Genomic DNA, 17473 nt, shown 5'->3' on the forward strand with positions numbered 1-17473 from the left:
GCACCCGGCCGGCGCTCGCGGTTGCCGATGTCCGGGATGCACGTTGATGGGCTTCCCTGATGGGAGTCTGGTCAGGCCACAGCCTCCTGGAACTGCTCCTCCTCGGTCGAGCCCGTCAGCGCCGTCGTCGACGATTGGCCCTGCTGGATCGCCTGCGTCACCGCGTCGAAATATCCCGTGCCCACCTCGCGCTGGTGCTTCACCGCGGTGAAGCCCTTGTCGGCGGCCGCGAACTCCGACTCCTGCAGCTCCACGAACGCGCTCATCTGCCGGCGGGCATAGCCGTGGGCCAGGTTGAACATCGAGTAGTTGAGCGCGTGGAAGCCGGCGAGCGTGATGAACTGGAACTTGTAGCCGTAGGTGGCGATCTCGTCCTGGAACTTCGCGATCGTGGCGTCATCGAGGTTCCGCTTCCAGTTGAAGCTCGGCGAGCAGTTGTAGGCCAGCATCTTGCCGGGATACTTCTCGTGGACGGCCTCGGCGAAGGCGCGGGCGAAGCCGAGGTCGGGCTTGCCGGTTTCGCACCACACAAGGTCCGCGTAGGGCGCATAGGCCAGGCCGCGGCTGATCGCCTGGTCGAGTCCGTTGCGGGTCTTGAAGAAGCCTTCGACCGTGCGCTCGCCGGTGGTGAACGGACGATCGTTGTCGTCGATGTCGCTGGTCAGGAGGTCGGCGGCCTCGGCGTCGGTGCGCGCGACGATCAGGGTCGGCACGCCCACGACGTCGGCGGCCAGGCGCGCGGCGTTGAGCTTCTCGACCGCCTCGCGGGTCGGCACCAGCACCTTGCCGCCCATGTGGCCGCACTTCTTGGCGCTGGCCAACTGGTCTTCGAAGTGCACGCCCGCGGCGCCGGCCTCGATCATCGCCTTCATCAGCTCGAAAGCGTTGAGCACGCCGCCGAAGCCGGCCTCGGCGTCGGCCACGATCGGCTGCAGAAAGTCGATCGAATCGTCGCCCTCGGCGTGCTGCAGCTGGTCGGCGCGCAGCAGCGTGTTGTTGATGCGCTTCACGACCGCCGGCACCGAGTCGGCCGGATACAGCGACTGGTCGGGATACATCTGGCCGGCGAGGTTGGCGTCGGCCGCCACCTGCCAGCCACTGAGGTAGATCGCCTTCAGCCCGGCCTTGACCTGCTGCATGGCCTGGTTGCCGGTCAGCGCACCGAGCGCGTTGACGTAGTCGCGTTCATGCAGCGAGGTCCACAGCTTTTCCGCGCCCAGCCGGGCAAGGGAATGCTCGACGTGCACGGTGCCGCGCAGGCGCACCACGTCATCTGCTGTGTAGTTGCGGGTAATGCCGGCCCAGCGTGGGCTGGTGGTCCACTCGTTGCGGATGGCGTCGGCGGTCGGAAGCTTCGTGCTCATGTGGATCTCCGGTGGAATTCTGCAGCGTTGAAATGAGGTAGAGGTTTTTGTGAAAGCGGCTTTAGTCGCAGAACCGGCTCTTATGGGAACGGTCCTGGTGACATGGCCGGCTTTTTTGTGGGAGCGGCTATAGCCGCGATCGGGGTTCTGGAATCGCGGATATAGCCACTCCCACAAAAGCCGCTGCTACAGAATCTGCTGCTACAAAATCTGCTGCTAAAAATGCCGCTGCTAAAAAGCTGCTGGAAAAAAGGCCGCTGCTAAAAAGCCGCTGCTACAAGGCTGCTGCTGGAAAGTCTGCTCCCATGGGGGTCGAGGAACGCTTCACGGCAATCGTTCGTATGCGGACAGGGTCAGGAACTCCTCGAGCTTGTCGCTGCGCGTCAGCTCCTCGAGCATCCTGATGGCTTCGACAACGCGGCCGGCGCCGGGCATCGGCCCCTGCGCCGCCAGCCGCGAGGGCAGGTTCAGCAGCGCGCGCTCGAACAGGCAGTCGTCGATGTCGGTGCCGTCATCCAGGCACAGCGGTTCGCCGCCGCGGTCGGTGGCGTGCAGCCACTGCCAGAGCTGCGCGCGGGCGATCTCGGCGGTGGCCGCGTCCTCCATCAGCCAGTGGATCGGCACGCAGCCGTTGCCATCGAGCCAGGCGGCGAGGTAGCGCACGCAAACCTCGACGTTGCCCTCGAAGCCGGCGCGGGTGATGGTTCCAAGCGAAGGCGTGATCAGCACGTCGCGGTCGGCAACAACGTCCTCGCGCATGACCGCGTGCTGGTTCGGCCCCGGCATCGCCGCATCGAAGATCTCCTTCGCGATCGGCACCAGCGCCGGGTGCGCGACCCAGGTGCCGTCGTGCCCGGCCGTGGCTTCGCGCTCCTTGTCCGCGCGCACGCGCGCCAGCGCGGCCTCGTTCGCCTCCGGGTCGCCGGAGATCGGGATCTGCGCCGCCATGCCGCCCATCGCATGCGCGCCGCGGCGGTGGCAGGTGCGCACCAGCAGCTCCGAATACGCCTTCAGGAAGGGCTGGGTCATGCCCACCTGGCCGCGCTCGGGCAGCACCCGGTCGCGATGCGCGCGGAAGGTCTTGATGTACGAAAAGATGTAGTCCCAGCGCCCGCAGTTGAGCCCGGCGATGCGGCCGCGCAGGGCGTGCAGGATCTCGTCCATCTCGAACACCGCCGGCAGCGTCTCAACCAGCACGGTGACCTTGATGCAGCCGTCGGGCAGGCCCAGCACCTGTTCCACGTACGCCAGCACCTCGTTCCACAGCGCGGCCTCTTCCATCGACTGCAGCTTGGGCAGGTAGAGGTAGGGGCCGCGGTCCTTGGCTGCCAGCGCGGCGCCGTTCTCGAGGCAAAAGAGCCCGGCATCGAACAGGCTGGCGCTGATGCGCTCCCCATCCACCAGCAGGTGCTTCTCGGTCAGGTGCCAGCCGCGCGGGCGCACCATCAGCACCGCGCGCTCGGCCTCGGGCTTCATCCGGTAGGACTTGCCGCTGTCGGCGTCGAAGGCCAGCGTTCCGGCCACCGCGTCGCGCAGCGAACGCTGGCCGGTGAGCAGGGCGTCCCAGGTCGGCGCGGTCGAGTCCTCGAAGTCGGCCATGTAGCAGCTGGCGCCGGAGTTGAGCGCGTTGATGACCATCTTCGGATCGACCGGGCCGGTGATCTCGACGCGGCGGTCGAGCAGCGCGGCCGGCAGCGGCGCCACCCGCCAGTCACCCTCGCGGATGGCGCGGGTGTCGGCGCGGAAGTCCGGCAGGCCGCCGCCGTCGAAGAAGGCCTGGCGCTCGCCGCGGGCCGCGAGCAGGGCGCGGCGGCGCGCTTCGAAGCGCTGGTGCAGGCCGGCCAGGAAGGCCAGGGCGCGTTCGTCTAGCAGGTCGCTCGCGTCCGCCGTGCCGGGCGCGAGCCGGGCATCGGCGACGGTGAGATGGGGGGCTGCGGACATGTCGGCCTCGGCGAGGGATCGGGCAGCCACCATCCCTGCAGGGCGACTATTTGACAAAACAGATATGACAATGCGATTGATAAGTTCTGCTTATACGAAAGGACTGACGCGGCCTTGGACCCCGTTCGCACCCCCCGCTTCGCCTACAAGGGTGACCGCCTGAAACCGCTGCGGGCCTTCTGCCAGGTCGCGCGCCTGGGCTCGGTGTCACGCGCGGCCGAGGCCCTGTATGTCAGCCAGCCCGCCGTCAGCCAGCAGCTCCAGGCCCTGGAGCGCGAGATGGGCACCCCGCTGCTGGAGCGCAACGGCCGCCGCCTGCTTCCCACGCCGGCGGGCGAGGCGCTGTACGAACTGGCGCGGCCGCTGGTGGACGGCATCGACGCCCTGCCCACGGCCTTTCGCCACGCCCTGGCGGGCATGGACGCAGGCGAGCTGGAAATTGCCGCCAACAGCTCCACCATCCTCTACCTGCTGCCGCGGATCGTCGGCGCCTTCCGCGAGCAGCATCCCGAAGTGCGCCTGCGCCTGCACAACACCATCAGCGCCGACGGCACCGACCTGTTGCGCGCGGACACCGTGGAGCTGGTGGTCGGCTCGATGCTCGACGTGCCCGCCGACCTCAGCTACGTGCCGGTGTATTCATTCCAGCCGATGCTGATCACCCCGCGCGACCATCCGCTGGCGCGCACGCCGCGGCTGACGCTCGAGGACATCTCCAGGCACGGCCTGATCCTGCCGCCGCAGCGCCAGGTGACCTGGCGCCTGGTGGACCTGGTGTTCCAGCAGGCGCGGGTCCCCTACACGGTGTCGCTGGAGGTCGGCGGCTGGGAGGTGATCAAGCAGTACGTGGCGATGGGCCTGGGGATCTCGATCGTGAGCTCGATCTGCCTGGATGACGCCGACGCCGAGCGCCTGGCGATCCGCCCGCTCGATGCCTGGTTCCCCGCGCGCAGCTACGGCGTGGTGGTGCGCAAGGGCAAGGTGCTGTCGCCGCAGGCGCGCGCGTTCGTGGACCTGATCAGGCCCGACCTGTTCGTGCGCCGAAGCCGCGAGGACAGCGGGCATTCCGAACGCTGAGCGCGCTGGCACGCACTGCGCGCCCGCGCGCAACCGCGTGCGTGCAACGTGGTGCCGCACATGCCATCACCGATGGCGTACGGTTGCGCCTACTCCCGAACGCCGGAACCCGCGCATGCGCCACCTGCCAATCGCCATCCTGTCCGCCTGCCTGGTCGCACCGGCAGCAGCGGCTGAAACGCCCACAGCGCCGCCCGCCACCCAGGCGCTGCTGCACGACATCGGCACCGCACCCTCGGCCGCGCGCATCGAGGCCGACATCCGCAAGCTGGTGTCGTTCGGCACCCGCCACACGCTGTCGGACACGACGTCGGACACCCGCGGCATCGGCGCGGCAAGGCGCTGGATCCACACCGAGTTCGAGCGCATCTCGGCGGAGTGCGGCGGCTGCCTTGAAGTGGTCGACGTTGCCGGCACGATCTCCGGCGAAGACCGCATCCCCGAGGCCACCGAGGTGGTGAGCGTGCTCGCGATCCAGCGCGGCAGCAGCGATCCGGGCCGCTACGTGATCATGAGCGGCGACATCGACTCGCGCGTGTCAGACGTGATGGATGCGACGTCCGACTCGCCGGGTGCCAACGACAACGCCTCCGGCGTCGCCGGCACGCTCGAAGCCGCGCGGGTCCTGTCGAAGCACCGCTTCCACGGCAGCATCGTCTATGCGGCGCTGTCCGGCGAAGAGCAGGGCCTGTTCGGCGGAAAGATCGTGGCCGAAAAGGCACAGGCCGAAGGCTGGCGCATCGAAGCCGTGCTCAACAACGACATGATCGGCAACATCGCCGGCATCAACGGCGTGATCGACAACGGCACCGCGCGCGTGTTCGCCGAGGGCACGCGCGTGACCGAGACGCCGGCCGAGGCGAACCAGCGCCGCTTCACCGGCGGCGAAGTCGATTCGCCCTCGCGCAACCTGGCCCGCTACATCGATCGCATGGCCGACCTCTACGTGCCCGGGCTCGACGTGATGGTGGTCTATCGCCTCGACCGCTTCGGGCGCGGTGGCCACCACCGGCCGTTCAACGACCTCGGCTACCCGGCGGTGCGGGTGATGGAGACCAACGAGAACTACGACCGCCAGCACCAGGACCTGCGCACCGAAAACGGCATCGCCTACGGCGACGTGATCGAAGGCGTGGACTTCGACTACGCCGCAAAACTCACAGCGCTCAACGCCGTGAGCCTCGCCGGCATGGCCTCGGCACCGCCGCCGCCCGCGGGCGTGACCATCGAAGGCGCGGTCACCGCCGACACCACGCTGAAGTGGACGCGCGCGCCGGCGGCGCTCGCACCCGACCTGGCCGGCTACCGGCTGCACTGGCGGCGGACCACCGAACCGCAGTGGACGCACAGCGTGTACGTCGGTGATGTCGACCAGCACACGCTGGAGAACGTGGTGATCGACAACTGGTTCTTCGGCGTGTCCGCGGTCGCGAAGGACGGCGCCGAGAGTCCGGTGGTGTTCCCGGGCGCGGCGGGCAGCTTCGGCGGCTACGGAACCCCCTAGCCTCCGCGATGCCCGATCGCCCCGGCTGTTACGGGGCGCCGGGCGTACCCGGCCGCGATGCGGACGCGCTACTCGCCGGGCAGCGAGAGCACCTCGTCCGCGAACACCGCCACGTGCGGCACGCCGTCGGCGCCGATCCAGCCGCGATACATGCCTTCGGTATTGAAGGGGAAGGCGACGTTGCCGGCGGCGTCAAGCGCGATCGCGCCGCCATTGCCGCCCGCAGCGACCACCTCGCCGTTGATCACCGCTTCACCTGCGGCCGCGATGCTTTCGCCTAGATGACGCACGCGCGCGCAGACCTCGTGCGCCGCGGCGGTGCGGATGTAGAACTCGCCCCAGCCGGTGCCCGAGACCGCGCAGCGCGCATCCGCCCAGGTGCCGGCGCCGATGATCGGCGCATCGCCCACGCGTCCCCAGCGCTTGTTGGTCATGCCGCCGGTGGAGGTGCCGGCGGCGAGATGGCCAGCGTTGTCGAGGGCCACCGCACCGACGGTGCCGAAGTACTTCAGACCATGCGTTCCGTCGCGCAGATCGGCTCCAGCTTCAGCGCCCTCCGCGGCGTCCTTCCGCAGCGCGCTCTGCAGCTGCTCCCAGCGTCGTTTGGTACGGAAGTAACCGGGATCCACCAGCTCGATGCCCTGCCCGGCCGCAAACTCCTCGGCGCCGCTCCCGGCCATCATCACGTGTGGCGAATGCTCCATCACCGCACGCGCCAGCAGGATCGGGTTGCGAACGCGCTGCACGCCGGCCACAGCGCCAGCGTTGCCGTTGCGCCCTTCCATGAGCGAGGCGTCCAGTTCGTTGCGACCCTCATGAGTGAACACCGCACCGTGCCCCGCGTTGAACGCGGGGTCATCCTCGAGCACGGTGATCGCGGCGGTCACGGCGTCGAGCGCGGGGGCGCCGTCCTGCAGCTTGGCGTGACCCGCGAGCAGCGCGCGCTCAAGCCCCGCGCGCGCGGCCGCCTGGTCCGCCGCCGACAGTCCCGCGCGCACGACCCCCGCGCCGCCGTGGATCGCGAGCACCGGAGTTCCAACTCCCGGCGTCCGGGGCATGGCACCCGATGCATCGCTGATGCCGGCGGCACCATCGCCCTCCGCCATTTCCCGGCAGGCCACTAGAGCCAGGCATGCCAGCACCGCGGCAAGCGTGCCGCTTCGACCGTATCGCTTCATGTCGCTCTCCCTGAATTCATCCTCGCCGACCATGCCGGAGCGCGGCGTTCCGATCAGACCGTACCGCGATTGCGCCCCTGCCAGGGCCGGTACCACTCACGCACGCGCGCCATTTCCGTGGCGTCGTCATCACCAACCCGGAACGGCGCACCAATGCCGATCACCTTGTCCGGGTAGTGGAAGTACACCGGCAGCACCGGCACGTCGGCGGCGCGGGCGATCTTCAGGAAGCCGCTTCGCCAGTGCTCGACCGGCTTGCGCGTGCCCTCCGGCGCCAGCCCGAACCAGAACCGGTCGTGGGCGCGGATCATCGCCGCGATCTGCTCCACCACGCCCGCCGAACGATTGCGATCGACCGCGATCACGCCGAGCTTGCGCAGGAGCGGCGCCAGCGGCCACCAGAACAGCTCGCGCTTGCCGAGGAGCTTGATCTCCAGGCCCAGGCCAAGCTTGACCGCAAAGCCCCAGATGCCGTCCCAGTTGGACGAGTGCGGGGCGGCGATGAGCACCACGCGCGGCTCGTCGGGAAACTCGCCGACCACGCGCCAGCCGCCGATGCGCAGGATGCTGCGTCCGAGCCCCCGCATGAACCGGTTGTGCTTCACCCGCGGCACCTGCGGTGGCAAGGGCGGCAGGATGTCGTGCTTCGCTCCGCTCATGTGCCCCCTGTGGCGTCAGTCCCAGCCCTTCCCCGTGCGGCCGCGCTTGATCGTACTACGCTCGCGCTTGGCATCCAGGCGGCGGGCCTTGGCCGCGCGGCTGGGCTTCGTTGGCACGCGTGCCTTGGGCGCCCTGCGCCCGGACTCGACGAACGCCGCCAGCCGCTCGCGCGCGTCCTGGCGGTTGCGGTCCTGGGTGCGGAAGCGCTGCGCGTTGAGCACCAGCACGCCGTCGTCGGTAAGCCGGCGGTCGCGCTTTGCGAGCAGCCGCTCGCGCACTGCTTCGGGCAAGGATGGCGAGTTGGCGATGTCGAAGCGCAGCTCGACCGCGGTCGCGACCTTGTTGACGTTCTGCCCGCCCGGCCCGGACGCGCGCACGAAACGCTCGATGATCTCGGTTTCCGGGATTTCGATGGCGGATGGCGTGGTGGTCATGGGCGTCCGGAATCGATGGCCAGCGCGACGGTCAGCGCGGTCCCGCCTCGGCAGCCGGCGCGGCATCGGCGGGCTGCGTGAAGAATGCCAGCGCGCGTGCGAACTCCGCGTCAGGCGGCGCCACGGCGTGCACGCGTCGCGCCGGGTCCCCTGGATGCGGGAATGAGAGCTGCTCCGCGTGCAGCAGCATGCGGTGGATGCCGAGCATGCGGAAGCTGCGGTTGTGGCGGCCGTCGCCGTGGCTGGTGTCGCCGATCAGGTGGTGCGAGAGGTGCTTGAGGTGGCGACGGATCTGGCGGAAGCGCCCGGTCTGCGGCCAGGCGCGCAGCAGCGCGTAGCGCGAGGTCTCGAACCCGGCGGACGGGATCGGAAGCTCAGCGGTGGCCAGGCGTTCGAAACGCGTCACCGCGGGCTTTTTCTGCGGCTTGCCGGGGCCGCCGTCGAGCGGGTGGTCGACGGTGAACGCCTCGTCCGCGGGCCAGCCACGGCAGACCGCGAGATAGCCCTTGTCGACCTCGCCGGCCATCAGGGATTTGCCGAGCGCGGAAGCGGTTTCGCGATCGAAAGCCAGCAGCAGGCAGCCGCTGGTGGCACGGTCGAGGCGGTGGACGAGGAAGATCGGGCGATCGAACTGCTCGCGCAGGCGGTCGGCGGCGAAGTCGCTCTCGCCGCGCGCGAGCTTGCTGTCGTGGACCATGAGCCCCGCGGGCTTGTCGACCACGGCGAAGGTGTCTTCCAGATGGATGACCGGCAAAGCCGCGGGAAGGTGTGCTGACGGGATATCCGCACCTGCATTTGTAGGAGTAGCTACAGCTGCGACTGCGTCACCCTCTGCGTCACCGGGAAGAGCGGGTTCGGTTGCGGGGAGATCGCGGTCGCAGCTATAGCTGCTCCTACTGGGAGAGCTGCTCACGGCCGGGGGCGGGCGGCAATGATGGCCCAGAGTCCGGCGAGTCCGGCGACCCAGGCCGCCGCCGGCACCGACCACAGGCGCGGCCCGCCGGCATCCAGGCCGTACAGCACCGCCGCCGCCACCAGCAGGCCCACGCCCAGGATCGCCGCCACGGTGCGCCGCTGCATCGCGCGCATCACCTGCACAAGCTCGGCCAGCTCCGCGGAGTGCATGCCCAGCTGGTGCCGACCCTCCACCTGCTGGCTCAGCCATGCGTGCATCAGCCGCGGCATTTCCGGCGCGCGGGTGATCAGCTCCGGCAGCCGTTTGCGGAACTCGCCGGCCAGCCGCTGCGGGCTGTAGCGCTCCGCAAGGATCCGCTCCAGCACCGGACGCGCCACCGCCCAGATATCGATTTCCGGGTCCAGGTGCCGGCTCACGCCTTCGACGTTGAGCAGGGTCTTCTGCAGCAGGATCAGCTGCGGCTGCAGGGTCAGCTGGTAGCGCTGTGCGGTGCGGAACAGCTTCAGCAGCACTTCGCCCAACGAGAACTCCGACAGCGGTCGCGTGAAATAGGGCTCGCAGACACCGCGCACCGCCGCTTCCAGCTCATCCAGGCGGATGTGCGACGGCATCCAGCCGGCCTGCACATGCAGCTCGGCGATGCGACGGTAGTCCTTGTTGAAGATCGCCATGAAGTTTTCGGCGAGGTAGTACTGGTCGTCGCCGGACAGCTGGCCGACGATGCCGAAATCCAGCGCGATGAAGCGCGGGTTGACCCGCCGCGACGGATCGTTGTCCACCCAGATGTTGCCTGCGTGCGCATCGGCGTGGAAGAAGTTGTCGCGGAAGACCTGGGTGTAGAACACGCGCACCGCCTTGGCGGCAAGCAGCTTGCGATCCATGCCGGCCGCTTCGATCGCCGCGATGTCATCACTGGGAATGCCGTGCACCCGCTCCAGCGTCAGCACGCCCTCGCTGCTGTGCGACCACACCGGCGCCGGCACGTACAGATCGGGCGAGTCCGCCCAAAAGCGCCGCAGCACCGACGCATTCGCGCCTTCGCGCTGCAGGTCGAGTTCGGCGGCCAGCGTGCCTGCGACTTCGGCCACCACTTCGCGCGGACGGATCTTGTCGGCGCTGGGATGGGTGCGCTCGACCAGGCCGGCGATGCGCTCAAGCAGGCGGATGTCGGCGGCGATGCGCGCATCGATGCCGGGACGCAGCACCTTGACCACGACCTCGGCGCCGGGCGCGCCATCGACGCCCGGCAGCTGCGCCGCGTGCACCTGCGCCACCGAGGCCGAGGCCAGCGGCACGATGTCGAAGCGCGCGAAGGCCTCGGCCACCGGCCGCTCCAGTTCGCGCTCTACGATGGCGCGCGCCTCTTCGCCGTCGAAGGGCGCCACCTGGTCCTGCAACAGCACCAGTTCGTCGGCGACGTCGGCCGGCACCAGGTCGCGGCGGGTCGACAGCACCTGTCCGAACTTGACGAAGATCGGGCCCAGCTCCTGCAGTGCCAGGCGCACGCGGGCGCCGCGCGGCAGGTCGGTGATCCCGCGCGGGGCACGCGGCACGAACGGCCGCAGCAGCCACAGCCAGCGCTGGACCGGCGTGCCTTCAAACAGCGTGTGCAGGCGATAGCGGAGCAGGACGCGCCCGATCTTCAGGGCGTGCATCGCCGAACTCACCGGGCTGCTCCCGCGCTTGACGCCATGCGCGCCACGCGCGCCGCGATGCGTTCGACGTCGTCGCGCAGGGTGTCGACGTCGTCGTGGAAGGCATCGAGCTCATGGCGGCCGACGACGTCGCGCGACTCTTCCACCACGTATTCGGCGGCGGTGGCCGCGAAGCCTTCGCCAGCGCGGCGCGCGCCCTTCAGGGCCGCCGCGAACCCGTTGGCCACCTGCACGCCGATGACCTCGCCGAAGGCGGCGACGAAGGGCCGCTGCCAGTCGGGGTCGAAGCGCGAGGCCAGGCGCTGCAGCGCGCGCGCGAGCTCGGCGTCGCCTTCGATGCGCAGCCGGCCGCTGGGGGTGGCGTGCTCGTCGGCCCCGCCAAGCATGCCCTGGAGCTGGCCAAGCAGGCCGCCGAGCGTGGTGCGCACCGACAGGTCGGGGCTGGCATCGTCGGCCACCGGTCCCACGCGCAGGGCTTCGCCGTCCACGCGCACCGACATCGCCAGGGGCGGCGATGCCAGGTGCAGGGCGACGTGACGCCCGTCCAGCCGGGCAAGCGCCTGGCGGGTGTCGTCATCGAGTGCAAGCGCGCGGTTGAGCGCGGATTCCAGCGCGCGGCCGGCCAGCGGCTTCAAGCCGGGGAGCGAAAAAGGGGATCGGGCCATGGCCGGCATTGTAGCGGCCGCGCCCCTTGCGCCGGCGCGCCGGACCGCGCCGCCGACGGGGCCACCGCTGCGCCGCGACGCCGCGGCGCAGCGGTGGCGCGGGTCAGACCCGCTTGCCGCGGAAGAACGAGATCGCGGCCAGCACCAGGAACACGACGAACAGGATCCAGGCGATGTTGCTGGCGGCACCCGCGATACCGCTGAAGCCCAGCACGGCGGCGATCAGGGCGATGACCAGGAAGATGACGGCATAACTCAGCATGGCGGTTCTCCAGTCCGTCGGAGCGCGGACGGCTGGCGACATCCTTGCCGGCCACGGGTCGTCAGGAGGTGATGGTTCCGCGCTGCGACAGGGCCAGGCGCTCGAGGCCTTCGGCGATCGACACCCGGGGCACGTAGCCGAAGTCGCGGGTGGCCGGCGCCATGTCGTACCAGTGCGTGGTGCTGAGCTGCTCGGCCAGGAAGCGGGTCATCGGCGGCTCCGAACGCAGGCGCAGCAGCGGCCACGCGGTCTCGCAGGCGCCGCCGATCGCATAGGCGAGGCCGAAGGGCAGCGTGCCCTCGACTTCGGGCGCACCGACCGCGCGCAGCAGCGCGTTGACGATCTCGCGCATGGGCATCGGCTCGCCGTTGCTGATGAAGTAGGCGCGACCGGCGCAGGTCGCCCCAGGCCCCAGGTGGTCGAGCGCATCGAAGTGGGCCTGCGCGGCGTTGTCGATATAGGTGGTGTCGATGCGGTTCATGCCGCCGCCGACCAGGCGCAGGCGGCCGGCGCGGGCGCGTTCGGCCAGGCGCGGGACCAGCTGGTTGTCACCCGGCCCCCAGATCAGCCGCGGGCGCAGGGCGACGGTGGCCAGGGACGCGTCGTTGGCGGCAAGCACCACCTTCTCGGCGATCAGCTTGGTCGCGGCGTACGGCGCCTTGAGGTCGTCGCCATAGGGCACGGTGTCGGCAGTGCCGCCCTCGACCGGGTGCGTGGCGCGATGGGTCACGCTAGGCGACGAGGTGTAGACCAGCTTCGGCACGAAGTGTTCGCGGCAGCCGGCCAGCACGTTGCCGGTGCCCATCACGTTTGCCCGGTGATAGCTGTCGTAGCTGCCCCAGGCACCGGCTTTCGCGGCGTTGTGCAGCACCGCATCCATGCCGGCGCAGGCGGCGATGACCGCATCGCGGTCGGCAAGGTCGCCGCGCAGCTGGCGGACGCCGAGCGCATCAAGCTCCGGGTAGTGGCCGCGGTTGAAGCTCGTGACCTCGTGTCCGCGTTCGACCAGGCCACGGCACAGCGCCTGGCCAAGGAATCCGCCGCCGCCCGTCACCAGTACCCGCACTTCAGTGCTCCCTCGCGTCAATCAGGCGTCACCACCGTGTCGTAGACCTTGCCGCGGCGCAGCTCGCGCGCGGCCCAGACGGCCAGTTTTTCGCGGCCGATTTTCGCATTGTGGCGGATGTCGACGGGAAACGCAGGGTGGAAGGCGAAGGCATCGACGTGCGCGGTGTGGACGAACCCTTCGCCAAGGTGGCGCAGCTCACCGGCGATGCGGGCGTGTTCGGCCCTGTCGATACCGGGCTGCAGCTCGACGCAGAGCAGCGGCCGCTGGGCACCGCGTTCGCCGATGCCGACCAGCGCCGTGCGGCGGACGTCGGGATGGGTATCGAAGACCGGCTCGATCTGTTCGGTGCACAGCGTGCGCTGCGCGGTGACCACGCGCTGCGATTTGCGGCCGCAGAACCAGAGGCGGCCTTCGGCGTCGAAATAGCCGAGGTCGCCCATGCGGTGGACGATGCGGGAGGTATCCGCGGCACCCTCGGCACCCGCGGAAAAGCTCCCCGCCTCGCGGATTTTCGCCAGCGCGGTCTGCGCGTCGCGATTGAAGTAGGTGTCGGTGGCGGTGGGTCCGGCAACGGTGATCTCGCCCACTTGGCCCGCCTTCACCAGCAGCGCGTCGGACCATTCCGGGATGGCCTCGTCGGTCACGCGGATCATGCGCACCTCGTTCGGCGCCACCGGGCGGCCGACGCAGGTACCGGCACCGGTTTCGGTGCGCTCGCGCAGGGTCACCAGTTCGCGGCCTTCGATCACCGCCACCGGCAGGCATTCGGTGGCGCCGTAGGGCGTCCAGAACTGTCCGTCGTCGGGCAGCAGTTCGCGCATTTTTGCCACCACGTCCGCGGGCACGGGCGCACCCGCCGAGGTCACGCGCGTCACCGTGGGCAGCGGCTTGCCATGTTCGGCAAGCACCCGCATCAGCGCCGGCGAGCCGAACAGCTGGGTCACGCCGAAGCGCTCGATGGCCGCGTGCAGCTTTCGCGGATCGGCCTTCGCCGGCCGCGTCGGGTCCATGTCCGGGATGATCGACGTCAGGCCCAGCGCCGGATCGAACAGGGCGAACGGCGGGAAGGTCGGGAAGTCGACGCCACCGGGCGACACGCCAAGCATGCCGCCCAACATGTCGATCTGGGCCACGAAGTGACGGTGGCGGTAGACCACGCCCTTGGGCACGCCGGTGGAGCCGCTGGTGAACAGGATCGCCGCGACGTCATCGGGCGCGGTATCGGCCAGCTGCGGGCCCGCGTCGGCGCCGCTGCGCTCGACCTCGGCCAGGGTCACGTCCGCGAACAACGGCCTCGCGCCGGTGGTCACGCGCAGCCGCGCAGACTTCGCCCAGCCCAGCAGCACGCGCGCGAACATCGCCAGCGGAACGCCGACGAAGGCCTCGGCCTGCACCTCGCCCAGGCACTGCTTCAACGCCCGCTTGTCGATGCCCGGGTCCACCAGCACCGGCACCGCGCCGGCCTTGAACAGCGCGTACATCAGCAGGAAGAACTCCGGCGTCGGCCGCACCATCACCACCGTGCGCGTGCCGCGGCCGATGCCGCGTGCGGCAAGGCCGGCGGCGATGGCGTCGCTGCGGGCGTCGAGCTGGGCGTAGGTCAGCGCGGTGGCGTAGCGGCCGTCGCGGCCGGGGGCGCGCATGGCCACCTGGTCGGGCAGCTCGCGCGCCAGCCGCGGCAGCGCGGCGGCGATGTTGCAGGAACCGGTCATGGCCGGATTATCGCCCGGACGCGCGGGGCACATGCACGTCGGCGCGTCGGCGCGTCGGTGCGTCAGCGCGTCGGCGATCCTGCAGGCTCCGCATCGCGGACTCATCGCGCTCCCGGCCCGGGCCCCCTGGCAGCCCGTTGGCCCCGTGCGCAGCAATGATCGACAATCGCCGGCCCCGCGGCCGGGCCGCGCGTCCCGGAGACCCGACCATGTCGCTGTTCGAACGCCTGAAGGCCACCGCCGCCGATGACTGGAACGCCTATATCGACCACGCCTTCGTCCGCGGCCTGGGCGATGGCAGCCTGCCACCGGCCGCGTTTCGCAACTATCTGGTGCAGGACTACCTGTTCCTGATCCAGTTCGCCCGCGCCCACGCCCTGGCCGCGTACAAGAGCCGCAGCCTGGCCGACATGCAGGCGGCCCGCGGCGGCCTGGCCGCGATCCTGGACGAAATGGGCCTGCACCTGCGCGTGTGCGAACGCTGGGGCCTGTCGGCCGCCGACGTCGAAGCCACCGAAGAGCAGCAGGCGACCGTGGCTTACACCCGTTTCGTGCTGGACACGGGCATGTCGGGCGACCTGCTCGACCTGCAGGTGGCGCTGATTCCCTGCACCCTGGGCTATGCCGAGATCGGCCGCCGGCTCACGCCCGCGGGCATCGACGCCATTCCTGCCGACCATCCCTACCGCGACTGGATAGCCGAGTACTCCGGCGATGCCTTCCAGCAGGCCGGCGCCGCCGCGCACGCGTGGCTGGACGACCTCGGCCGGCGCTATGCCAGCGAGAACCGCTACGCGGAACTGGTCGCGATCTTCCGCAAGGCCTCGCGGCTGGAGGCGGCGTTCTGGCAGCAGGGGCTGGATGCGGCGGGCGCCGGACCTTGAGGCTGTGGCGCCGCCCTGGCAGCTATCGCGGCTATAGCCGCTCCCACGGGCGGATGTTGTGGGAGCAGCTATAGCTGCGAAAGCCACCTCGCCGCCATCCTCACCCCAACGCCGTATCGATCCTGATCTCCCCCACCAGCAGCTTGTGCACCGGACAGGCGTTGGCGATCTGCAGCAGCCGCTCGCGCTGGGCCTCGTCAAGGTCGCCCTTCACCGTCACCACGCGCCGGATGTCGTTGCCCGCCGCCGGCTTGCCGTCGGGGTTCAGCACCAGCTCCACCGAGACATCCTCCAACGGCCACTGCTTGCGCGCGGCGTACATCTTCAGGGTAATCGCCGTGCAGCCTCCCAGCGCCGACAGCACCAGGTGCATGGGATCCGGCGCGGTGTCGCCGCCGCCCAGAGACGCCGGTTCGTCGGCCTGCCAGCGGTGCCCGGCGGGATCGGTGAAGTCGACGATGTAGTCGGTGGCGGTGGAGGTGGCGGTCACGCGAGCAGCGCTGGACATCAGGTTCTCCTTGATCGGCGCGGATATGTGCCGGACCAGCATAGGCCAGCCCGGCGCCCTCTCCGGCGGTGGCTTCAGGCGCGCTCCGAAACCCCTTGCGCGCCGCCCGCGCTTGCCGAAAAATCCTGCACACGCCACTCAGCGACCCGCCCGCGTGCCCCATCCCTGCCTCAGCTGTGGCGCCTGCTGCGCCCATTTCCGCGTGAGCCTGCACTGGTCCGAAGCCGACCCGGTGCTGGGCGGGCACGTGCCGGCGGCGCTGACGGTGCCGCTGCGCAACCACGAGCTCGCGATGCGCGGCACCGCCGGCGGATCCACGCCGCGCTGCGTGGCGCTGGACGCCGACATCGGTCGCCGTTCGCGCTGCAGCATCCATCCGCTGCGCCCACAGGCCTGCCGCGACGTGGCGGCCTCGTGGGAGTTCGGCGAACCCGGCCGCCAGTGCGACAACGCGCGTGCGGCGCACGGCCTGGCCGCGCTGACGCCTGCGGACTGGATCTGGCGCGAAGCCGCGGCCAACGACCGCGACGGCAACCCCGACGGCAGCGACCACCCCAACGACCGCGGCACCCCGCCGCCCGCCCTGCCGCCGCCGATCGCAGCCTGATTGCGGCTGGCTGCTGTGGGAGCGGCCACCAAGCGCCGGCGATCAGAGCGGGTTGCGGTCCAGGAAATCGCGGATCGCGGGCACCAGCACTTCGTGCTTGTCTTCCAGCACGTAATGGCCGGCATCATCGAAGGCCATCGTCTCCGCGCCCGGCAGCTCGGCCTGGAAGCGCTCGAGGAAATGGCGGTCGAACACGAAATCCTTCAGCCCCCAGCCGATGAAAACCGGCAGGCGGGCGTACTCGTGCAGGCGCCGGCCGGATTCGTCCAGCATCGGCCAGGCCCGGTCCTTCGGCGACAGCGGGATGTCCTGCATGAAGCGCACCGTCGAAATGCGGTTCTTCCAGCTGTCGTAGGGCGCGACATAGGCGCGGCGCACATCGGCCGGCATCTTCCGCTCCACGCCCAGCCACGACGCGCCGGAGGAAAACGCGTTGAAGCCGCGGATCACCATCTCGCCAACGTTGTAGTCGCGGCCCAGCGCGATCTGCCAGGGCACGGCCTTGGCATCCGGCATCGGGAAGGCCGCGGTGTTGAGGATCACCAGCCGATTCACCTGCGCCTGGTGCGACAGCGCCCAGCCGAAGCCGATCATGCCGCCCCAATCGTGCACCGCCAGCGTCACCGGGCCGTCGATGCCGAGGTGTTCAAGCAGCGTGGAAAGGTCTTCGACCCGCGACTTGAGGGTGTAGTCGTAGCGGGGGATCGCGTTCGGCGCGTCGTCGGGCTTGTCGGACAGTCCCATGCCGACGTGGTCGGGGACGATGCAGCGGTAGCCCTTGCCGGAAGCGGGGTGAGTCAGCCCTGCCACCAGCGTGCGCCAGTAATAGCTCCAAGACGGATTGCCGTGGACCATGACCACGACCTCGCCGTCGCGCGGGCCCTCGTCGAGATAGGACATCGCGATGCCGGGACGGACCTGGAAACGCTGGGGACTGGAGGGATAACCCGGAAAATGCATGGCGGTGCCAGGGCGGACAGCAGCGTCCATTGTAGGACGCGGGCGCGGCCCCCGGCCCCGCCGCCGCGGCGACGCGA

General features: G+C 69.9%; 17 protein-coding genes. 4 read left to right on the plus strand and 13 right to left on the minus strand.

The window, feature by feature from the left end; translation table 11 throughout:
• Positions 1-71 precede the first annotated feature (71 nt).
• Both aceA and aceB read right to left on the minus strand, forming a co-directional pair.
• Positions 72-1364, minus strand: a complete 1293-nt coding sequence (gene aceA, locus WCD84_RS05475; RefSeq protein ID WP_343280685.1) for an isocitrate lyase — start codon at positions 1362-1364, stop codon at positions 72-74.
• Between the two features lie 324 nt (positions 1365-1688).
• On the minus strand, positions 1689-3305 hold the full coding sequence (gene aceB, locus WCD84_RS05480) for a malate synthase A (RefSeq protein ID WP_343280686.1): 1617 nt from the start codon (positions 3303-3305) through the stop codon (positions 1689-1691).
• 114 nt (positions 3306-3419) lie between these two features.
• Here aceB and WCD84_RS05485 point away from each other — a divergent pair, with 114 nt between their 5' ends.
• Together WCD84_RS05485 and WCD84_RS05490 are read left to right on the plus strand one after the other, a co-directional pair.
• Positions 3420-4382 carry a LysR family transcriptional regulator gene (locus WCD84_RS05485; RefSeq protein ID WP_343254645.1) on the plus strand — a complete coding sequence of 321 codons (963 nt, stop codon included), beginning with the start codon at positions 3420-3422 and terminating at the stop codon, positions 4380-4382.
• 115 nt (positions 4383-4497) lie between these two features.
• Complete coding sequence (locus tag WCD84_RS05490) at positions 4498-5886, plus strand: M28 family metallopeptidase (protein WP_343254646.1); 1389 nt, start codon at positions 4498-4500, stop codon at positions 5884-5886.
• A gap of 68 nt (positions 5887-5954) precedes the next feature.
• Here the strand turns inward: WCD84_RS05490 and WCD84_RS05495 are convergent, their stop codons facing one another.
• From WCD84_RS05495 to oleC, 9 genes are all read right to left on the minus strand, one after another.
• Positions 5955-6944, minus strand: a complete 990-nt coding sequence (locus WCD84_RS05495; RefSeq protein WP_343280723.1) for an isoaspartyl peptidase/L-asparaginase family protein — start codon at positions 6942-6944, stop codon at positions 5955-5957.
• Between the two features lie 173 nt (positions 6945-7117).
• Complete coding sequence (locus WCD84_RS05500; RefSeq protein WP_343280687.1) at positions 7118-7723, minus strand: 1-acyl-sn-glycerol-3-phosphate acyltransferase; 606 nt, start codon at positions 7721-7723, stop codon at positions 7118-7120.
• A gap of 15 nt (positions 7724-7738) precedes the next feature.
• Positions 7739-8158, minus strand: a complete 420-nt coding sequence (gene arfB / locus WCD84_RS05505; protein WP_343280688.1) for an alternative ribosome rescue aminoacyl-tRNA hydrolase ArfB — start codon at positions 8156-8158, stop codon at positions 7739-7741.
• A gap of 31 nt (positions 8159-8189) precedes the next feature.
• Positions 8190-8939, minus strand: coding sequence for a pseudouridine synthase (locus WCD84_RS05510; RefSeq protein WP_343280724.1), 750 nt, complete (start codon positions 8937-8939; stop codon positions 8190-8192).
• Between the two features lie 128 nt (positions 8940-9067).
• Positions 9068-10741 (minus strand): ubiquinone biosynthesis regulatory protein kinase UbiB, encoded by a 1674-nt coding sequence (gene ubiB / locus WCD84_RS05515; protein ID WP_343280689.1) that lies wholly within the window; start codon positions 10739-10741, stop codon positions 9068-9070.
• Positions 10738-11394, minus strand: coding sequence for a ubiquinone biosynthesis accessory factor UbiJ (locus WCD84_RS05520; RefSeq protein ID WP_343280690.1), 657 nt, complete (start codon positions 11392-11394; stop codon positions 10738-10740). Before WCD84_RS05520 ends, ubiB begins: the two co-directional genes overlap by 4 nt.
• A gap of 103 nt (positions 11395-11497) precedes the next feature.
• Entirely contained in the window at positions 11498-11656 is a 159-nt protein-coding gene (locus WCD84_RS05525; RefSeq protein ID WP_343254651.1) for a DUF1328 domain-containing protein, read from the minus strand.
• A 61-nt stretch (positions 11657-11717) separates the two neighbouring features.
• Positions 11718-12722 (minus strand): 2-alkyl-3-oxoalkanoate reductase, encoded by a 1005-nt coding sequence (gene oleD, locus WCD84_RS05530; protein WP_343280691.1) that lies wholly within the window; start codon positions 12720-12722, stop codon positions 11718-11720.
• A gap of 17 nt (positions 12723-12739) precedes the next feature.
• Entirely contained in the window at positions 12740-14437 is a 1698-nt protein-coding gene (oleC, locus tag WCD84_RS05535; protein WP_343280692.1) for an olefin beta-lactone synthetase, read from the minus strand.
• Positions 14438-14646: 209 nt separating this feature from the next.
• On the opposite strand from oleC, the gene WCD84_RS05540 reads away from it, so the two are divergent.
• The gene (locus WCD84_RS05540; protein WP_343280693.1) at positions 14647-15321 is read left to right on the plus strand and encodes a TenA family protein; all 675 of its coding nucleotides are present in this window, start codon (positions 14647-14649) and stop codon (positions 15319-15321) included.
• A 100-nt stretch (positions 15322-15421) separates the two neighbouring features.
• On the opposite strand, the gene WCD84_RS05545 is transcribed toward WCD84_RS05540, so the two are convergent.
• Positions 15422-15829 (minus strand): OsmC family protein, encoded by a 408-nt coding sequence (locus WCD84_RS05545; RefSeq protein WP_343280694.1) that lies wholly within the window; start codon positions 15827-15829, stop codon positions 15422-15424.
• 154 nt (positions 15830-15983) lie between these two features.
• On the opposite strand from WCD84_RS05545, the gene WCD84_RS05550 reads away from it, so the two are divergent.
• Positions 15984-16436: a YkgJ family cysteine cluster protein gene (locus WCD84_RS05550; RefSeq protein WP_343279740.1), complete on the plus strand. Its 453-nt coding sequence runs from the start codon at positions 15984-15986 to the stop codon at positions 16434-16436.
• Between the two features lie 42 nt (positions 16437-16478).
• On the opposite strand, the gene WCD84_RS05555 is transcribed toward WCD84_RS05550, so the two are convergent.
• On the minus strand, positions 16479-17396 hold the full coding sequence (locus tag WCD84_RS05555; RefSeq protein ID WP_343280695.1) for an alpha/beta fold hydrolase: 918 nt from the start codon (positions 17394-17396) through the stop codon (positions 16479-16481).
• Positions 17397-17473: the final 77 nt, after the last annotated feature.

Source organism: Luteimonas changyuni (assembly GCF_039548395.1).
Lineage (GTDB): Bacteria > Pseudomonadota > Gammaproteobacteria > Xanthomonadales > Xanthomonadaceae > Luteimonas.

Coding starts and splice junctions, on each gene's coding strand:
- aceA (WP_343280685.1), bottom strand. CDS start 1,364: ATGAGCACGAAGCTTCCGACCGCCGACGCCATCCGCAACGAGTGGACC.
- aceB (WP_343280686.1), bottom strand. CDS start 3,305: ATGTCCGCAGCCCCCCATCTCACCGTCGCCGATGCCCGGCTCGCGCCC.
- WCD84_RS05490 (WP_343254646.1), top strand. CDS start 4,498: ATGCGCCACCTGCCAATCGCCATCCTGTCCGCCTGCCTGGTCGCACCG.
- WCD84_RS05495 (WP_343280723.1), bottom strand. CDS start 6,944: ATGCCCCGGACGCCGGGAGTTGGAACTCCGGTGCTCGCGATCCACGGC.
- WCD84_RS05500 (WP_343280687.1), bottom strand. CDS start 7,723: ATGAGCGGAGCGAAGCACGACATCCTGCCGCCCTTGCCACCGCAGGTG.
- arfB (WP_343280688.1), bottom strand. CDS start 8,158: ATGACCACCACGCCATCCGCCATCGAAATCCCGGAAACCGAGATCATC.
- WCD84_RS05520 (WP_343280690.1), bottom strand. CDS start 11,394: ATGGCCCGATCCCCTTTTTCGCTCCCCGGCTTGAAGCCGCTGGCCGGC.
- WCD84_RS05525 (WP_343254651.1), bottom strand. CDS start 11,656: ATGCTGAGTTATGCCGTCATCTTCCTGGTCATCGCCCTGATCGCCGCC.
- oleC (WP_343280692.1), bottom strand. CDS start 14,437: ATGACCGGTTCCTGCAACATCGCCGCCGCGCTGCCGCGGCTGGCGCGC.
- WCD84_RS05540 (WP_343280693.1), top strand. CDS start 14,647: ATGTCGCTGTTCGAACGCCTGAAGGCCACCGCCGCCGATGACTGGAAC.
- WCD84_RS05545 (WP_343280694.1), bottom strand. CDS start 15,829: ATGTCCAGCGCTGCTCGCGTGACCGCCACCTCCACCGCCACCGACTAC.
- WCD84_RS05555 (WP_343280695.1), bottom strand. CDS start 17,396: ATGCATTTTCCGGGTTATCCCTCCAGTCCCCAGCGTTTCCAGGTCCGT.